The following is a 16,343-nucleotide window of genomic DNA, read 5'->3' as shown; positions in this document are numbered from 1 at the left end:
CCAATTCGCTGGTTTGCTGTTAGGATGCTGTTTACGCAGTTGCACGGATGTAAGAGGAACACGCGGTGGCGAATGAAAAGTCGAACAGAAAGTCGGATGTGACAAACAACCTGGAAGCCTGTCTCAAGGAGCGGATCCTGATCATCGACGGGGCCATGGGCACCATGATCCAGGGCTACAAACTCGGGGAGGCGGACTACCGCGGTGAACGGTTTGCCGACTGGCATACCGACATCAAGGGCAACAACGATCTGCTGGTGCTGACCCGCCCCGCCGTCATTCGCGAGATCCACGAGCAGTACTGCGCCGCCGGCGCCGACATCCTCGAAACCAACACCTTCAACGCCACTCGCATCGCCATGGCTGACTACGAGATGGAAGATCTCTCGGCCGAGATCAACCGCGAGGCGGCCCGTCTTGCCCGCGCCGTAGCGGACGAGTGGACGGCGAAAGAGCCCCACAAGCCGCGCTTCGTAGCAGGGGTGTTGGGGCCGACCAACCGCACCGCCTCCATCTCGCCGGATGTGAACGATCCCGGCAAGCGCAACGTCACTTACGACCAGCTGGTGGCCGCTTATACCGAATCGACTCATGCCCTGATCGAGGGCGGCGCCGACATCATTCTGATCGAAACCATCTTCGACACCCTCAACGCCAAGGCTGCCGCCTTCGCGGTGGATCTGGTATTCGAGGTGCTGGGCTACAGCCTGCCGGTGATGATCTCCGGCACCATCACCGACGCCTCCGGCCGTACCCTCTCCGGTCAGACGACCGAAGCCTTCTATCACTCGCTGCGCCACGTCAAACCCGTTTCGTTTGGTCTCAACTGTGCGCTGGGGCCGGACGAGCTGCGCCAGTATGTCGAAGAGTTGTCGCGCATCAGCGAGAGCCATGTCAGCGCTCACCCCAACGCCGGTCTGCCCAACGCCTTTGGCGAGTACGATCTCGATGCCGCCGAGATGGCGGAGCATATCCGCGAGTGGGCCCAGAGCGGTTTCCTCAATATGGTTGGCGGTTGCTGCGGTACCACCCCGGCCCATATCCGTGCCATGGCTGGTGCGGTTGCCGGCATCAAGCCGCGCGTTCTGCCAGAGCTGCCGGTGGCCTGTCGCCTGTCGGGGTTGGAGCCGCTGATCATCACCCCCGAATCCATGTTCGTGAACGTGGGGGAGCGCACCAACGTCACCGGTTCGGCCAAGTTCAAGCGGCTGATCAAGGAGGGGCTCTACGACGAGGCGCTCGACGTTGCCAAGCAGCAGGTGGATAACGGCGCCCAGATCATCGACATCAACATGGACGAGGGGATGCTGGACGCCGAAGCGGCCATGGTGCGCTTCCTGAACCTCATCGCCGGCGAGCCGGACATCGCCCGGGTACCGGTGATGATCGACTCCTCCAAGTGGGAGGTGCTGGAAGCGGGCCTCAAGTGCGTGCAGGGCAAGCCGGTGGTCAACTCAATCTCCATGAAGGAGGGGGAGGAGAAGTTTATCCAGCAGGCCAGATTGCTGCGCCGCTACGGCGCCGCCGTTATCGTGATGGCGTTCGACGAGAAAGGGCAGGCGGATACCCGCGCCCGCAAGTTCGAGATCTGCCAGCGGGCCTACCGCATTCTGGTGGATCAGGTGGGTTTCCCGCCGGAAGACATCATCTTCGACCCTAATATCTTCGCGGTGGCGACCGGTATCGATGAGCACAACAACTACGCGGTGGACTTCATCGATGCTGTGAAGGACATCAAGCAGAACCTGCCCCACGCCATGATCTCCGGCGGCGTTTCCAACGTCTCGTTTTCATTCCGCGGCAACGAGCCGGTGCGGGAAGCCATTCACGCCGTCTTCCTCTACCACGCCATCAAGAACGGCATGGACATGGGGATCGTCAACGCCGGTCAGCTTGCCATCTATGAAGACATTCCGGCTGAGCTCAAAGAGAAGGTCGAGGCGGTGGTGCTCAACCTCAATGACAACGCCACCGAGGAGCTGCTGGCCATCGCCGAGAAGTATCGCGGTGCCGGTGCCCAGGCCGAGGATCCGCGGGATCAGGCGTGGCGCAGCTGGCCGGTGGGCAAGCGGCTGGAGCATGCGCTGGTCAAGGGGATCACCGACTTTATCGAAGAGGATACCGAAGAGGCGCGCGCCGGGGCCGAGAAGCCGCTGCACGTCATCGAAGGGCCGCTGATGGATGGCATGAACGTGGTCGGTGATCTGTTCGGCGCGGGCAAGATGTTCCTGCCTCAGGTGGTGAAATCGGCCCGGGTGATGAAGCGGGCGGTGGCCTACCTGCAGCCCTATATCGAGGCGGAAAAATCGGGTGGCTCCAGCAACGGCAAAATCGTGCTGGCGACCGTGAAAGGGGATGTGCACGACATCGGCAAGAACATCGTCGGGGTAGTGCTGCAGTGCAACAACTTCGAGATCATCGACCTCGGGGTCATGGTCCCCTGCGAGACCATCCTCAAGACCGCGCGGGAAGTGGGAGCCGACATGATCGGTCTCTCCGGTCTCATCACCCCGTCGCTGGACGAGATGGTGCATGTGGCCAAGGAGATGGAGCGACAGGGCTTCAAGCTGCCGCTGCTGATCGGCGGCGCCACTACCTCCAAGGCCCACACCGCGGTGAAGATAGAGCAAAACTACTCCGAACCGGTGGTCTATGTCTCCAACGCCTCCCGCGCGGTGGGGGTGGCGCAGAGCCTGCTCAGCCCGGATCTCAAACCCGACTTCGTCGCCCGTATCGACAAGGAGTACGAGATCGCCCGCGAGCAGCACGCCCGCAAGCAGCCGCGCTCGCGCCCCATCACGCTGGCGGAGGCGCGTGCCAACCGTCATCAGCTGGACTGGGTTGGCTACCAGCCACCCAAGCCCCGCGAGCCGGGTGTGCAGAAGTTCGAGAACGTGCCTATTTCAGTGCTGCGCCCCTACATTGACTGGACGCCGTTCTTCCTCAGCTGGGAGCTGGCGGGCAAATTCCCGCGCATCCTCGAAGACGAGATTATCGGCGAGGAGGCGACCAAGCTGTTTGCCGATGCCAACGCCATGCTGGATCAGCTGGAAAAGGATCAGAGCGTGCGCTGCGCCGGCATCATCGGCCTGTTCCCGGCCAATGCGGTAGGGGACAGCATCGAGGTCTACAGCGACGAGTCGCGCAGAGAAGTGAAAAAAGTGCTGCACCACCTGCGTCAGCAGAGCGAGAAGCAGGGCTTCCCCAACTACTGTCTGGCGGATTATGTGGCGCCGAAAGAGAGCGGCAAAGCCGACTGGATCGGCGCCTTCGCGGTGACCGGCGGTATCGGTGAGGAGGCTATCGCCAGGGCCTACAAGGCGGATCACGACGACTACAACGCCATCCTCATTCAGGCAGTGTGCGACCGGTTGGCGGAAGCCTTTGCCGAATATCTGCATGAGCAGGTGCGCAAAGTGCACTGGGGTTATGCCCCCGACGAAGCCCTCAGCAACGAGGAGCTTATTCGCGAGAACTATCGTGGCATCCGTCCGGCGCCGGGTTATCCGGCCTGCCCGGAGCACACCGAGAAGGGCACCCTCTGGGAGCTGCTGGATGTCGAGCAGGCCATCGGCATGCAGCTGACCGAATCCTACGCCATGTGGCCGGGGGCGGCGGTGTCGGGCTGGTACTTCTCCCACCCCGACAGCAAATACTTCGCGGTGGCGCAGATCCATCCAGATCAGGTAGAGGATTACGCCGCCCGCAAGGGGATGACGCTGGCCGAAGCCGAGCGCTGGCTCGCCCCCAATCTGGGGTAACGAGAGCACCAATCTGCTCGGCAATTGAGCGAAAACGGCGGACTTTGCGAGCAGCCTCCGAAGGGCGCGCAGAGCCGCCGTTTATTGTTTCACCGCGCCGTGCTGATTGGGCAGGCTTCTGCGTTATTTGGCTTGTTGTCAGGAGAAACAATTGGCGTTGTCTTGGCGCTGTGGCACCTTATACTCTCCCGCCCCATCCTGCCCAGGCATAGCCTTCTAGCGGAATTGTCATGAAGATCGCCATTTTATCCCGTGAGCCGAAAAACTACTCCACCCGCCGTCTGGTCGAGGTGGCACAGGCGCGCGGTCATCAGGTCGAGGTGCTCGACACCCTGCGCTGTTATATGAACATCGCTTCCCACAACCCCTCCATTCACTACGAAGGACGGGAGCTGGAGAGCTATGACGCGGTGATCCCCCGCATCGGGGCCAGCATCACCGCCTACGGCACCGCCGTGCTGCGCCAGTTCGAGATGATGAACACCATGGCGCTCAACAGCTCGGTGGCCATCAGCCGCTCCCGCGACAAGCTGCGGGCGATGCAGCTGCTCTCCCGCCACGGTATCGGTCTGCCCATCACCGGTTATGCCCACAGCACTCACGACGTGCCCGACCTCATCACCATGGTGGGCGGTGCGCCGCTGGTAGTGAAGCTGCTGGAGGGAACCCAGGGGATCGGCGTGGTGCTGTGCGAAACCCAGAAGGCTGCCGAGAGCGTGATCGAGGCTTTCATCCAGACCAACAACAACATTCTGGTGCAGGAGTATATCCGCGAGGCCAACGGCGCCGACATTCGCTGTCTGGTGGTCAATGGCAAGGTGGTGGCGGCGATGCGCCGTCAGGCCCAGCCCGGCGAGTTTCGCTCCAACCTGCATCGCGGCGGCACCGCCGAGGCGATCCGGATCACTCCGGAAGAGCGCGCTACCGCGGTGCGCGCCGCCAAGATCATGGGGCTGGACGTGGCGGGCGTGGATATCCTGCGCAGTGCCCGCGGCCCGCTGGTGCTGGAGGTCAACTCCTCTCCCGGCCTGCAGGGGGTCGAGGCGGCTTCCGGCAAGGATGTGGCGGGCAAGATCATCGAGTTCCTCGAGCTCAAGGGCGGGCGCAAGCACAAGCCGGTGGAGTGATCCCGGATTTGTACCAGCCAAAAAACAGGGCGCCTTCGGGCGCCCTGTTGTTATTCCGCCATCACCAGTCTGGCGCTGAAGATATTGGCCTCCAGCCGGGTCTCGATCTGCCAGCCCAGCTTTTCGCAGATGCGCTGGATGATGGTGAGGCCGCAGCCGTAACCGAGGATCTGATCCGGCGCCGCCGCTGTCGGGTTGCTGATGGTGAGCACGGGGCCGCAGAGTTCGATGTCGATATGGCCCTCGGCGTAGCTCAGGGCATTTTTCAGCAGGTTGCCAAGGGCGATGGCGAGCAGGGAGAGGGGTGAATCGACCTCGCTAGACTCGTCCAGCACCAGACGGATATCGAGCGCCTCCCGCTGCAGCAGCGGGGCGAGCCGGGCCAGCTCCTGGCGGATCAGCGGTGCCACATGCTGCTTCGGCCGCTCGACCTCCTCCTTGCGCCCCAGCAGCAGAAAGGTCTCGGTAAGCAGCGCCATCTCGTCGGCGGCGGCCCGGATGCGGGTGACGGCGCGCTCGGCGGGGGTGGGCAGATCGCTCACCTTGCCGAGCAGGGCGGCCGAGCCCTGGATCACCATGTTGGGGGTGCGCAGTTCATGGCTGGCAAAGCGGCTGAACTCCTGCTCGCGGGCAAAGACGGCGCTTACCTCCTGCTTGCCGGCCAGCAGCGCCAGCTCGATATCCCTGAGCTCCTGCCAGGGGGCATCGGGGATGAAGTCCGCCTGATCCGGTGTGAGGTGGGCGACCCTGTGTTGCAGCCGCTGCAGTGGCCCCGTGATATGGCGTACTAGCCAGATACCGAAGCCGAGGCAGCCCAGCAGCAGCGCCAGCCCGATCAGCCGGGTGGCCAGATGCAGCTTGTCCTCGTAGGGGTCGAGGTAGTCATCGGCATCGTCGTTGAAGACCAGATAGAGCATCCCTTTTCCGGAGGGGTGGCGTGCCACCAGAAAGTGTTTGTCCTCCTTCCCCAGCTGATGCTCGAAAAAGCCGGGGGTCTGGTAGGGGCGCAGCCACTTGGGCAGGCGGCCCGCCTCGGTCCAGTAGCTGGAGAACTGGCGCGGGCTGGGCGCCGCCGCCGCGGCACCGAGGCGCAGCCAGTCATCGCTGTAGCGGGTCACTTCCGCCTCCAGCCAGTGGCGCAGGCTGAGCTCCTCCATCTTGTCCTCGGCCACCATCATCAGGCCGGAGAGCAGTACCAGCAGCACCACGCCGGCTCCGCCGAGCGCCATGATGAGCCGGTGGCGCAGGCTCGGCAGGCTCATGGGGTCACCAGTCGATAACCCTGACCGTGCAGGGTTTCCAGCATGGGGGTGGGGAAGGGTTTGTCGAGGGTGTTGCGCAGGGCGTAGATGTGGCTGCGCAGGGCGTCGGAGTCGGGCTCCTCCTCTCCCCAGACGGTGTCGAGCACCTCCTGTCGAGTGACGATGGCCGGTGCGCGGCGGGCCAGCAGCGCGAGGATCTGGAACGGGATCTTGCCGAGCTTGAGGGGAACGCCGGCACGGGTCGCCTGCCCGCTGGCGGCATCGACGGTCAGCTCGCCAAAGGTGATGGCGCCGATGTCACCGCGGGGGCCGCGCAGGCTGAGGGCTTGCAGCCGCACCTCCAGCTCCTCCATGGCGAAGGGCTTGACCAGATAGTCATCGCCACCGGCCTTGAAGCCTGCCAGCTTGTCTTCCAGACTGTCGCGGGCGGTGAGAAAGAGCACCGGGGTCGAGATCCCCTCTTCACGCAGGCGGGCGACCGTGCTGAGCCCGTCGAGACGGGGCATCATCACATCCATGATGATGACGTCGAAGCGCTGTTCGGCCAGCAGTTGCAGCGCTGCCTGACCGTGATAGGCACAGTCCAGCCGGTGGTCGGCCAGCTCCAGATAATCCATGATGGTTTCTGCCACCTGAGGATTGTCTTCCACTACCAAAATCTTCATGCTTTGTACTCCTGGTTGGCGAGCAGCTTCACGCTCTTTTCACACCGGATACATCATCCTGTCGCCAGTGTAACCCCGAGGATCCACGATGAAGAAGTCTCTCTGTGCTCTCCTGCTGCTGATCTTGCTGCCGCTCGGATCTGCGCAGGCTGCCGAATTCAAACTGACCGGCCGCACCACCTGGCAGCTTGGCCAGCTGATGGTGAACGGTCTGCCGTTCGTGATCGACGATCAGACCCGCTTCAAGGATTGGCTCAACGAAGATGATCTGGGCGGCACCTGGGTCGAGATGAAGGGGGTGGTGGAGAATGGCGTGCGCTATGTGCGCAAGGTCGAGGCCCTCGATGAAGATGACAAAGACGAGATGGATCTGGAAGGGCCGGTCGAGGGCGGACGTATCTGGGGCTACACCACCTCGGACAACAGCCTGGCCCCCTTCGAGGGGCGCTGGCTCGAACTGGAGTGCAAGTTTGACGGCATGCGCCTGAGTCGCTGCCACGAGGACAAGTAACCCGGTCGCTGCTGCAGATTCGCCATGTTTCTGAATGAAGCCCATGCTTATCCGGCATGGGCTTTTTGTTCAGGGACGAACGACATGGAACAGAGAACAAAGTGGTGTGCGTGGCTGTGCGGTTTGCCGCTCTGTGCCGCGCAGGCGGTGGCCGACGAACTGTGGCTGGTGGAGCTGGAACACGATGACGGCATCCATCTGCAATTTCAGGGAGCCGAGGTGGAACGGGGCAGTGCGCCGGTTTGGCGGCAGGGGGAGATTTGGCAGCAGCCACTCAAACCCGGCGACCAGCTCTCCCTGCTGGTGACCGACGGGGTTGCCACCCGGATCGAGCTGCTGGCCGCAAGAGTCCCGTTGGCCAATCAGCCCTGGCAGCGGGCGCAAGATCGCCTGCAATCCTTCGATACACAGCAACTCACGCTGGCAACCTTGGGCCCTGTGCCACTCAACCCGCAGGTGCGCTGGGTCAACGGCTCGGCCGCCGATCTCCATGAAGGAAGTGCACTGGTGCTGACCCGCGACGAACAGGGCCGCTTAAGCGAAATTCTTGTCATCAATCCAGAGGAATAGTTGACCCGTCTACGATAGGCGGGTTTATCCTCTGCCCGCTGGATGAAGGAACCCCTATGTTGACGATTACCCGGCTTGCCAGAGAACTGGGCCTGAGCCGCACCACCCTGCTCTATTACGAACGTCTCAGTCTGTTGCTTCCCGCCCTGCGCGGGGAGTAACCCGGTCCGACCACAGCGCCAGCCGTTGGCCCATATTGTTAACGGCTTGTGCTTTAGATTTTCCCCCTTATACTGGCGCCATCTTGTCGGAGTGCTGACCGTCGAACGACGCGAAGCTGAGACCGTTAATTCGGGATCCGTGGAACCTGATCAGGTTAAAACCTGCGAAGGGAACAAGGGTAACTTGCGGGTTACCGCGCCGGAGGAGGAACAAGCCTCTTCCGCTCATCGAAGGGATCGCCCTTGATGGGTCAGGGCGCACAGGAGGGAGTCTGTCCCGTCCGGTTGTCCAGCACGTGGGGCGCCTTGCCCACAGCGTGCAGAGAGCGGGAGGCGGCAGCACAGCAGAGCGGAGATCCATCCCGCGCGCACTCCCTCCTGAGATAAACACCCCGCCGCAAGTTCATCTTCTCCTCGAACTCCAGACAAGCAAATACCCATTACTTCAACCAGTTAATGTGAGTTTTGCTATGTCTACTTCTGTATCTGATACCGCCAAATCCAGCCGCCGCGAGCAGCGCTCCAGCGCTCAGGCCTTTATCGACAGCCTCAAGGGGATGGCTCACCCCAACTCCCGCCGCATCTTTATCGAAGGCTCCCGCGCCGATATTCGTGTTCCCCTGCGGGAGATCCAGCTGGCCGACACCTTCGTCGGTGGCACCAAAGAAGATCCCCGGTTCGAGCCCAACGAGCCGGTGCCGGTCTACGACACCTCGGGCCGTTACGGGGAGGAGGGGGTCGCCATCGACGTGCGCCGCGGCCTGCCGCGCCTGCGGGAGAACTGGGTGCTGGAGCGGGATGATACCGACGAACTGCCGGGGCTCAGCTCCACCTTCACTCAGGAGCGGCTGGCCGACGAGGGGCTGGATCACCTGCGCTTCGAGCATCTGCCGAAACCGCGCCGTGCCAAGCCGGGCCGCCGGGTCACCCAGCTCCACTACGCCCGCGCCGGCATCGTCACCCCCGAGATGGAATTTATCGCCATTCGCGAGAACATGGGGCGCGAGCGGGTGCGCTCCGAGCTCCTGCGCACCCAGCATCCGGGCCGCGATTTTGGTGCCCGCCTGCCCCAGAACATCACCCCCGAGTTTGTGCGCGATGAGGTGGCCGCTGGTCGCGCCATCATCCCCAGCAATATCAACCACCCGGAAGCGGAGCCGATGATCATCGGCCGCAATTTTCTGGTGAAGATCAACGCCAACATCGGCAACTCGGCGGTCACCTCCAGCATTGAGGAGGAGGTGGAGAAGCTGGTCTGGTCGACCCGCTGGGGCGCCGACACCGTGATGGATCTCTCCACTGGCCGCTATATCCACGAGACCCGCGAGTGGATCCTGCGCAACAGCCCGGTGCCCATCGGTACCGTGCCCATCTATCAGGCGCTGGAGAAGACCAACGGCATCGCCGAAGACCTCACCTGGGAGCTGTTCCGTGACACCCTGCTGGAGCAGGCCGAGCAGGGGGTGGACTACTTCACCATCCACGCTGGCGTCTTGCTGCGCTTCGTCCCGATGACCGCCAAGCGCCTCACCGGCATCGTTTCGCGCGGCGGCAGCATCATGGCCAAGTGGTGTCTCTCCCACCATAAAGAGAACTTCCTCTATCAGCACTTCCGCGAAATCTGCGAGATCTGCGCCGCCTATGACGTGGCGCTGTCGCTGGGCGACGGTCTGCGCCCCGGCTCCGTCTATGACGCCAACGACGAGGCCCAGTTCGCCGAGCTGCGCACTCTGGGCGAGCTCACCAAAATTGCCTGGGAGTACGACGTGCAGGTGATGATCGAGGGGCCGGGTCACGTGCCCATGCACATGATCGAGCGCAACATGACCGAGCAGCTGGAGCACTGCCACGAGGCGCCGTTCTATACGCTGGGCCCGCTCACCACCGACATCGCCCCGGGTTACGATCACTTCACCTCCGGCATTGGCGCCGCGCTGATCGGCTGGTACGGCTGCGCCATGCTCTGCTACGTCACCCCCAAGGAGCATCTGGGGCTGCCCAACAAGGAGGATGTGAAGCAGGGGCTGATTACCTACAAGATCGCCGCTCACGCCGCCGATCTGGCCAAGGGGCACCCGGGCGCCCAGATCCGCGACAACGCCATGTCCAAGGCGCGTTTCGAGTTCCGCTGGGAGGATCAGTTCAACTTGGCGCTGGATCCCGACACCGCCCGTGCCTACCACGACGAGACCCTGCCGCAGGAGTCCGGCAAGGTGGCCCACTTCTGCTCCATGTGCGGGCCCAAGTTCTGCTCCATGAAGATCACTCAGGATGTGCGTGACTACGCAGCAAAGCTGGAGGCTGTGGAGATCAAGCTGGTCGGCATGGATGGCCAGCAGGAGCAGGTAGTGGCTCAGGTGGAGAGCGGCATGGCCCGCATGGCTGAGACTTTCAAGGAGACCGGTGGCGAGATCTACCATCAGGCGGCGGCGCTGAAACAGGCCGCAGGGGAGGAGGCGTGAGCAGCGCAAGCGGGGCTGTCAGCCCCGCCGACCTGTCGCCCGTGACCGACTCCCGCTCAGTTGTCTGGACCATCGCCGGTTCCGACTCCGGCGGTGGCGCCGGCATTCAGGCCGATCTGCACACATTGCACGACCTCGGCGTGCACGGCTGCTCGGTCATCTCCGCCATCACAGCCCAGAACTCGGTGGCGGTGAAGATGGTCGACCCCGTGCTGATGCAGACCTTCACCGCCCAGATCGATGCCCTCGGCGTCGATCTGCCGCCCGCCGCCATCAAGATCGGTCTGCTGCCGACCCGGCTCCACGTCGAGGTGCTGGCCCGCCGGCTGGCAGCCATCGAGGCTCCCTTCGTGGTCTACGACCCGGTGGCTATCGCCAGCACCGGCACCCCGATGGCGGAGCCCAATATGCTGGAGGCGGTGCGCGAGCAGCTGTTGCCACGTCTGTCGCTCATCACCCCCAACGGCCCCGAACTGGAAGCCCTGACCGGCATTCCCGCGACCAGCCCTGTGCTGGTGCGCTTCGCCGCCCAGCGGCTGCGTGAACTCGGCGCCCGCGCCGTGCTGGTCAAGGGCGGCCATCTGGGCTGGAGTGGCGATCTCTGCCTCGACTACTACCAGGATGAGACCCGCGAATTCTGGCTGGCGGCGCCGCGCCTCGATACCCGCCACGGTCACGGCACCGGCTGCTGTTACGCCAGCGCCATCGCCGCCGTGGTGGCGCAGGATTATCCGGTGGAGGACGCCATCACCCTCGCTCGTGCCTACCTGCAACAGGGGCTGGCGGCGGCGCAGGGGGTGGGCGCAGGCCCGGGCCCCATCGCCCATCTTGGCTGGCCGAGCGATCTTGCCCACTTCCCCCGTGCCGTGCTGGCGGGCTCAACGCTCGATCGCCGCTTCGGTCTTTATGAAGCGAGCAACGCCTGCCTGCCGGAGGGCCCCTTTGCCACAACCGAACAGCATCTGGGCCTCTATCCGGTGGTGGACTCTGTCAAGTGGCTGCGTCGTCTGCTGGGGCAGGGGGTCAAGACTATCCAGCTGAGGATCAAGGATCTGCCTGCCCCTCAGGTGGCACCGGCCATTCGTGATGCGGTAGCGCTCGGTCGCCGTCATGGGGCGCGGCTCTTTATCAACGACTACTGGCAGCAGGCCATCGAGGCGGGCGCCTGGGGCGTACATCTGGGGCAGGAGGATATGGAGACGGCCGATCTCGCCGCCATTCAGGCTGCCGGGCTGCGCCTTGGCATCTCCACCCACGGCTACTTCGAGCTGATGCGGGCCCGCGAGCTGGCCCCCTCCTATATCGCGCTGGGCCATATCTTCCCGACCAACACCAAGGCGATGCCCTCTCGCCCGCAGGGGCTGGTGCGGCTGCACCGCTACCGCGCCCTGATGAGCGACTGGCCGACGGTCGCCATCGGCGGCATCAGCGAGGAGCGGGTGGCGGCGGTCAAGGGGAGCGGAGTCGGCAGCATCGCGCTGGTCTCGGCCATCACTGCCAGCGATGACTGGCAGAGGGCGACCGAACGGCTGCTGGCTGCCGTGGGGGTAGGGGATGAGCCGCGTTCGGCCACAGCCATAAGGGAGGTGGAACATGCTCTCTGATACGGAATATTTGCGCGATTCAGCCCGCCAGCTTACCTCGCTGGCCGGATGGGGAGGCACTGATGTTGGCTGATGCTGAATACCTGAGATACGGCCGCCAGCTGATGCTGGCGGAAGTGGGGGAGGCGGGGCAGGCGCGGCTCAAGGATAAATCGGTGCTGATCGTCGGCCTCGGCGGGCTTGGCTCGCCGCTGGCCCTCTATCTGGCCGGGGCCGGTGTGGGCACCTTGTGGCTGGCCGATGGCGACACGGTCGATTCCAGCAACTTGCCGCGCCAGATCCTGTTCGATAGCGAGGCGGTCAACCACTCCAAGGCGGAACTGGCCCGCGAGCGCTTGGCCGCCCACAACCCGCTGGTGGAGCTGATTGCCATCAACCAGCGGCTCGATGCTGTCAGCCTGCCGGAGTTTGTGGCCGAGGTGGATTTAGTTGTCGATTGTTGTGACAACCTCGCCACCCGCCAGGCCATCAACGCCGCCTGTGTGGCTCAGGGCAAGCCCTGGATCTCCGCCGCCGCGGTGGGCTGGCAGGGGCAGCTGATGGCGCGTACCAGCCCGGATCACGCCTGCTACGCCTGCCTCTATCCGCTGGATACAAAAATCGCCGAGCGCTGCGAGACCAGCGGCGTCACCGGCCCGCTGGTGGGGGTGATGGGCTCCTTGCAGGCGCTGGAGGCACTGAAACTGCTGCTCGGGATGGCAAGCCCGGTCGCCGGCACATTGCGCCGCTTCGATGCTTTGACCCATCAGTGGCAGACCCTCACTCTGGCCCCCGATCCCGATTGCCCGGTTTGCGGGCAGCGCCGATGCCCGACACACGATAAGGAGATCACCCCATGACCTTGACCATTCGACTCAACGATAAAGCGCAGCCGCTGGCGGCAGGACAGAGCGTGGCCGACCTGCTGGCTGTGCAGGGGGTCAATCCCCAAGGGGTGGCGGTGGCCCTTAACGGCGCCGTGCTGCCCCGTGGCCGCTGGGCCGAGACCCGTCTCAATGACGGAGACGAACTTCACCTCTTTACCGCCATTGCGGGAGGCTGACATGCTGACAATTGCCGATCACACCTTCTCATCGCGCCTCTTTACCGGCACCGGCAAGTTTGCCCGCCCGGATCTGATGGCCGCCGCCATCGAGGCGAGCGGCTCCCGGCTGGTGACCATGGCCATCAAGCGGCTTGAACCGGGCAAGGCCCACGACGATATCCTGAGCCCCTTGCTGCAACTCGGGGTCAAGCTGTTGCCCAACACCTCCGGCGCCAAGACCGCCGCCGAGGCGGTATTTGCCGCCCACCTCGCCCGCGAGGCGCTGGGGACGAACTGGCTGAAGCTGGAGATCCACCCCGATCCTCGTTACCTCTTGCCCGATCCCATCGAGACACTGAAAGCCGCCGAGCAATTGGTGAAAGAGGGCTTTGTGGTGCTGCCCTACTGTGGCGCCGATCCCGTGCTCTGCAAGCGGCTGGAAGAGGTGGGTTGCGCCGCCGTGATGCCGCTCGGCGCGCCCATCGGCTCCAATCAGGGGCTGGTGACCCGGGAGTTTTTGTCCATCATCGTCGAGCAGGCCAATGTGCCTGTGGTGGTGGATGCGGGGATCGGTGCGCCGAGCCACGCCGCCGCCGCCTTTGAACTGGGCGCCGACGCCGTGCTGGTCAACACCGCCATCGCCGTCAGTGGCGATCCGGTCGCCATGGGCCACGCCTTTGCGCTGGCCTGCTCCGCCGGGCGCAGCGCCTATGAGGCAGGCCTCGGCGCCCGTGCCCTGCAGGCGCAAGCCTCCAGCCCGCTCACCGATTTTCTGGGGGCGTTATGAACCAGGGTTTAGAGGAGATAGATGCTTCGGCTATGGGCTCCGTACCAGATGATCAGCCAAGTGTTCGCCCCCCTCTCCCTTTGGGAGAGGGGCTGGGGGTGAGGGCTCCGGGGGTTAGGGAGTTTGAATCGAAGGATGCGGAACCCTCCTTTCTCAACCGCTGGCAGGAGCTGGAGTGGGACGATATCGGCATGCAGATCCGCGCCAAGACCGCCGCCGATGTAGCGCGGGCGCTGGGTTCACCCCGCCGTACCCTGGCCGATTTTATGGCGCTGATTTCCCCTGCCGCCGAAGCGTATTTGCCGCAGATGGCAGCCGAGGCCGAACGCCTGACCCGCCAGCGCTTTGGCAACACCATCGGCTTCTATGTGCCCCTCTATCTGTCGAACCTCTGCGCCAACGACTGCACCTACTGCGGCTTCTCCATGAGCAACCGCCTCAAGCGCAAGACCTTGAATAACGAAGAGATAGAGCGCGAGTGTCTGGCCATCAAGGCGCGGGGTTTCGACAGCGTGCTGCTGGTGACCGGCGAGCACGAGCACAAGGTGGGGCTCGCCTATTTTCGCGAGGTGATGCCCATCATCCGCCGCCACTTCAGCACGGTAGGGATGGAGGTGCAGCCTCTCTCGCAGGCCGAATATGCCGAGCTGAAAACCCTCGGCCTCGACGCCGTCATGGTCTATCAGGAGACCTACCACGCTCCCACCTACGCCCGCCATCACCTGCGCGGCAACAAGCGGGACATCGGATGGCGCCTCGCCACGCCGGATCGGCTGGGTCGCGCCGGTATCGACAAAATCGGGCTGGGGGCGCTCATCGGCCTCTCTGCGGACTGGCGCGCTGACAGCTACTTTGTCGCCGAGCATCTGAGCTGGCTTGAGCGCCACCACTGGCAGAGCCGCTATTCGCTCTCCTTCCCGCGCCTGCGCCCCTGCACCGGCGGGCTGGAGCCTGCCGTGGTCATGTCGGATCGCCAGCTGGCCCAGCTTATCTGCGCCTGGCGCCTCTTCTCGCCCACGCTGGACCTGTCCCTCTCGACCCGCGAGTCCGCCACGTTTCGCAACGGCGCAGTGCGCCTTGGTATCACCCAGATGTCGGCCGAGTCGCGCACCCAGCCGGGTGGCTATGCCGAGGGGGATGCAGAGGAGCTGGAGCAGTTCGCCATCCACGACGACCGCCCGGTGGGGGAAGTGGCCGCCGCCGTGCGACAGGCCGGGTTGCAGCCGGTGTTTAAAGACTGGGAACCCTTCTTGGGTCGCTAACGACGTTTACATCTGTGGTAACAGACAGCGGCAAGCAGATCAGAGGGGCAGATCCCCGCCACTGCTTGCCGCTTTGCGTTGTCTGCGGCAACAGGATTGTTTCTCTGGTGCAACGATGTTTCTGAATATCGTTTCGTCAGTGCAAAAATCGTGGCTGCTGGTCAGCTTATCGAATGGGCTATTGCGCCCATAAGCAATGGCCGATTTGGGGGATGAAAGTTGAATTACACCCCCAATTCTTCAAGGCACCAATTATATGGCGCCCCCTTTGTTCAGAGCTGCTTGAGGTATTCGGTTAGCGAGAAGGGCTGAGCAAATTCCTTCATCCCAGCGAATCTATCCAGTTCTGCCTGACCAATCTTCTGTAGCTGGGTTTGCTGAGCGGGAGTTAGCGTGGTGGTTCTCGCTTTGATTAAGGTGTCGAGAAAACTGCGGTCTCCCTCTACGGCTTGATGGAACGCCTTGAGTGCTAGCGCATCGACCTCTGCTGCGGTGCAGCGCTCCATGCTTTTCTCATGCAGATAGATCAGCAAGGTTGCCTGCTGTTCCCTCTCCAGTGACCAGAAGAGGTCGCTTTTCGCGGGCAGTGTGGCGCTGTGTTGTGACTTGATCGCTTCACATCGCTCAAACGCAGGATCCAGATCGTGGAGTGAGAGGGCCATAGAGCCCTGACATATAAAGAGCAGCAGGAAGGCAAGCTTACTTGTTATATGAGGCATGGACGCATTTCCAGAATTGGGATTCTTTACCTGTTGAAGACCATGCCATGGGTTCAACAACCTGATTCAATTTATGGCGAAGCATATTGGGGATCCCTTCCATTGCTTGACCATACAACTCCCAATCGTAATCGTTGATATTGTAAACCACGTCTTTGGCACTTCTTGGATCGCTGAAAATCGTATATAGCGGTGTGGCAGAAACAGCGAAGGCAAGTTGATTTGCGCTATCCACCAGTTGATCAATTTGCTCAAGAGCATCTATTGAGCGGGAGCTCAGAGTCAACTCTTTGATCGGACAAGTGGCTATCCCCATGATACTCTCCTGTTGCTACCAGACATGAATGAGGCCAAATGGATATCATTTATCCAGCCAATCGTCAAATTGAAGGGCTTGAAAATGGAAGATATATCGTACTGTTATGAGG

At 62.9% G+C, this 16,343-nt stretch carries 15 protein-coding genes and 1 riboswitch; of the genes, 11 read left to right on the top strand and 4 right to left on the bottom strand.

Translation table 11 applies throughout. From position 1 onward, the window contains the following. Positions 1-65: 65 nt before the first annotated feature. Both metH and rimK read left to right on the top strand, forming a co-directional pair. Positions 66-3,761, top strand: a complete 3,696-nt coding sequence (metH, locus tag LG31_RS0100375; protein WP_033112533.1) for a methionine synthase — start codon at positions 66-68, stop codon at positions 3,759-3,761. A gap of 230 nt (positions 3,762-3,991) precedes the next feature. Further along, the gene (gene rimK, locus LG31_RS0100370) at positions 3,992-4,888 is read left to right on the top strand and encodes a 30S ribosomal protein S6--L-glutamate ligase (protein ID WP_033112532.1); all 897 of its coding nucleotides are present in this window, start codon (positions 3,992-3,994) and stop codon (positions 4,886-4,888) included. Between the two features lie 50 nt (positions 4,889-4,938). On the opposite strand, the gene LG31_RS0100365 is transcribed toward rimK, so the two are convergent. Further along, positions 4,939-6,150, bottom strand: a complete 1,212-nt coding sequence (locus LG31_RS0100365) for a sensor histidine kinase (RefSeq protein ID WP_033112531.1) — start codon at positions 6,148-6,150, stop codon at positions 4,939-4,941. Next, positions 6,147-6,815, bottom strand: a complete 669-nt coding sequence (locus LG31_RS0100360; protein ID WP_033112530.1) for a response regulator transcription factor — start codon at positions 6,813-6,815, stop codon at positions 6,147-6,149. Before LG31_RS0100360 ends, LG31_RS0100365 begins: the two co-directional genes overlap by 4 nt. Before the next feature lie 88 nt (positions 6,816-6,903). Between LG31_RS0100360 and LG31_RS0100355 the strand changes: the two genes are divergently transcribed. The 9 genes from LG31_RS0100355 to thiH all read left to right on the top strand — a co-directional run bounded on the left by LG31_RS0100355 (position 6,904) and on the right by thiH (position 15,196). Beyond that, the gene (locus tag LG31_RS0100355) at positions 6,904-7,326 is read left to right on the top strand and encodes a hypothetical protein (RefSeq protein WP_033112529.1); all 423 of its coding nucleotides are present in this window, start codon (positions 6,904-6,906) and stop codon (positions 7,324-7,326) included. A gap of 84 nt (positions 7,327-7,410) precedes the next feature. Next, on the top strand, positions 7,411-7,896 hold the full coding sequence (locus tag LG31_RS0100350) for a hypothetical protein (RefSeq protein WP_050513374.1): 486 nt from the start codon (positions 7,411-7,413) through the stop codon (positions 7,894-7,896). A 56-nt stretch (positions 7,897-7,952) separates the two neighbouring features. Next, positions 7,953-8,057: a MerR family transcriptional regulator gene (locus tag LG31_RS20195; protein ID WP_202962989.1), complete on the top strand. Its 105-nt coding sequence runs from the start codon at positions 7,953-7,955 to the stop codon at positions 8,055-8,057. 77 nt (positions 8,058-8,134) lie between these two features. Then, positions 8,135-8,247: riboswitch (TPP riboswitch) on the top strand. 280 nt (positions 8,248-8,527) lie between these two features. After that, positions 8,528-10,519: a phosphomethylpyrimidine synthase ThiC gene (gene thiC / locus LG31_RS0100345; protein ID WP_033112528.1), complete on the top strand. Its 1,992-nt coding sequence runs from the start codon at positions 8,528-8,530 to the stop codon at positions 10,517-10,519. After that, on the top strand, positions 10,516-12,123 hold the full coding sequence (gene thiE, locus LG31_RS0100340) for a thiamine phosphate synthase (RefSeq protein ID WP_033112527.1): 1,608 nt from the start codon (positions 10,516-10,518) through the stop codon (positions 12,121-12,123). Before thiC ends, thiE begins: the two co-directional genes overlap by 4 nt. Positions 12,124-12,185: 62 nt before the next feature. Continuing rightward, positions 12,186-12,962 carry a HesA/MoeB/ThiF family protein gene (locus LG31_RS0100335; protein ID WP_033112526.1) on the top strand — a complete coding sequence of 259 codons (777 nt, stop codon included), beginning with the start codon at positions 12,186-12,188 and terminating at the stop codon, positions 12,960-12,962. After that, the gene (thiS, locus tag LG31_RS0100330) at positions 12,959-13,165 is read left to right on the top strand and encodes a sulfur carrier protein ThiS (RefSeq protein ID WP_033112525.1); all 207 of its coding nucleotides are present in this window, start codon (positions 12,959-12,961) and stop codon (positions 13,163-13,165) included. Before LG31_RS0100335 ends, thiS begins: the two co-directional genes overlap by 4 nt. Position 13,166: 1 nt before the next feature. Continuing rightward, positions 13,167-13,934: a thiazole synthase gene (locus tag LG31_RS0100325; protein WP_033112524.1), complete on the top strand. Its 768-nt coding sequence runs from the start codon at positions 13,167-13,169 to the stop codon at positions 13,932-13,934. Positions 13,935-13,966: 32 nt separating this feature from the next. Continuing rightward, positions 13,967-15,196 (top strand): 2-iminoacetate synthase ThiH, encoded by a 1,230-nt coding sequence (gene thiH, locus LG31_RS0100320; RefSeq protein WP_033112523.1) that lies wholly within the window; start codon positions 13,967-13,969, stop codon positions 15,194-15,196. Positions 15,197-15,468: 272 nt separating this feature from the next. On the opposite strand, the gene LG31_RS0100315 is transcribed toward thiH, so the two are convergent. After that, entirely contained in the window at positions 15,469-15,915 is a 447-nt protein-coding gene (locus LG31_RS0100315; RefSeq protein ID WP_033112522.1) for a hypothetical protein, read from the bottom strand. Then, positions 15,896-16,231, bottom strand: coding sequence for a hypothetical protein (locus LG31_RS0100310; protein WP_033112521.1), 336 nt, complete (start codon positions 16,229-16,231; stop codon positions 15,896-15,898). Before LG31_RS0100310 ends, LG31_RS0100315 begins: the two co-directional genes overlap by 20 nt. Between the last annotated feature and the right edge of the window lie 112 nt (positions 16,232-16,343).

Source organism: Aeromonas lacus (genome assembly GCF_000764665.1).
Taxonomy (GTDB): domain Bacteria; phylum Pseudomonadota; class Gammaproteobacteria; order Enterobacterales; family Aeromonadaceae; genus Aeromonas; species Aeromonas lacus.
The sequence above is the reverse complement of the archived record's forward strand: the minus strand, read 5'-3'. Positions and strand labels throughout refer to the sequence as shown.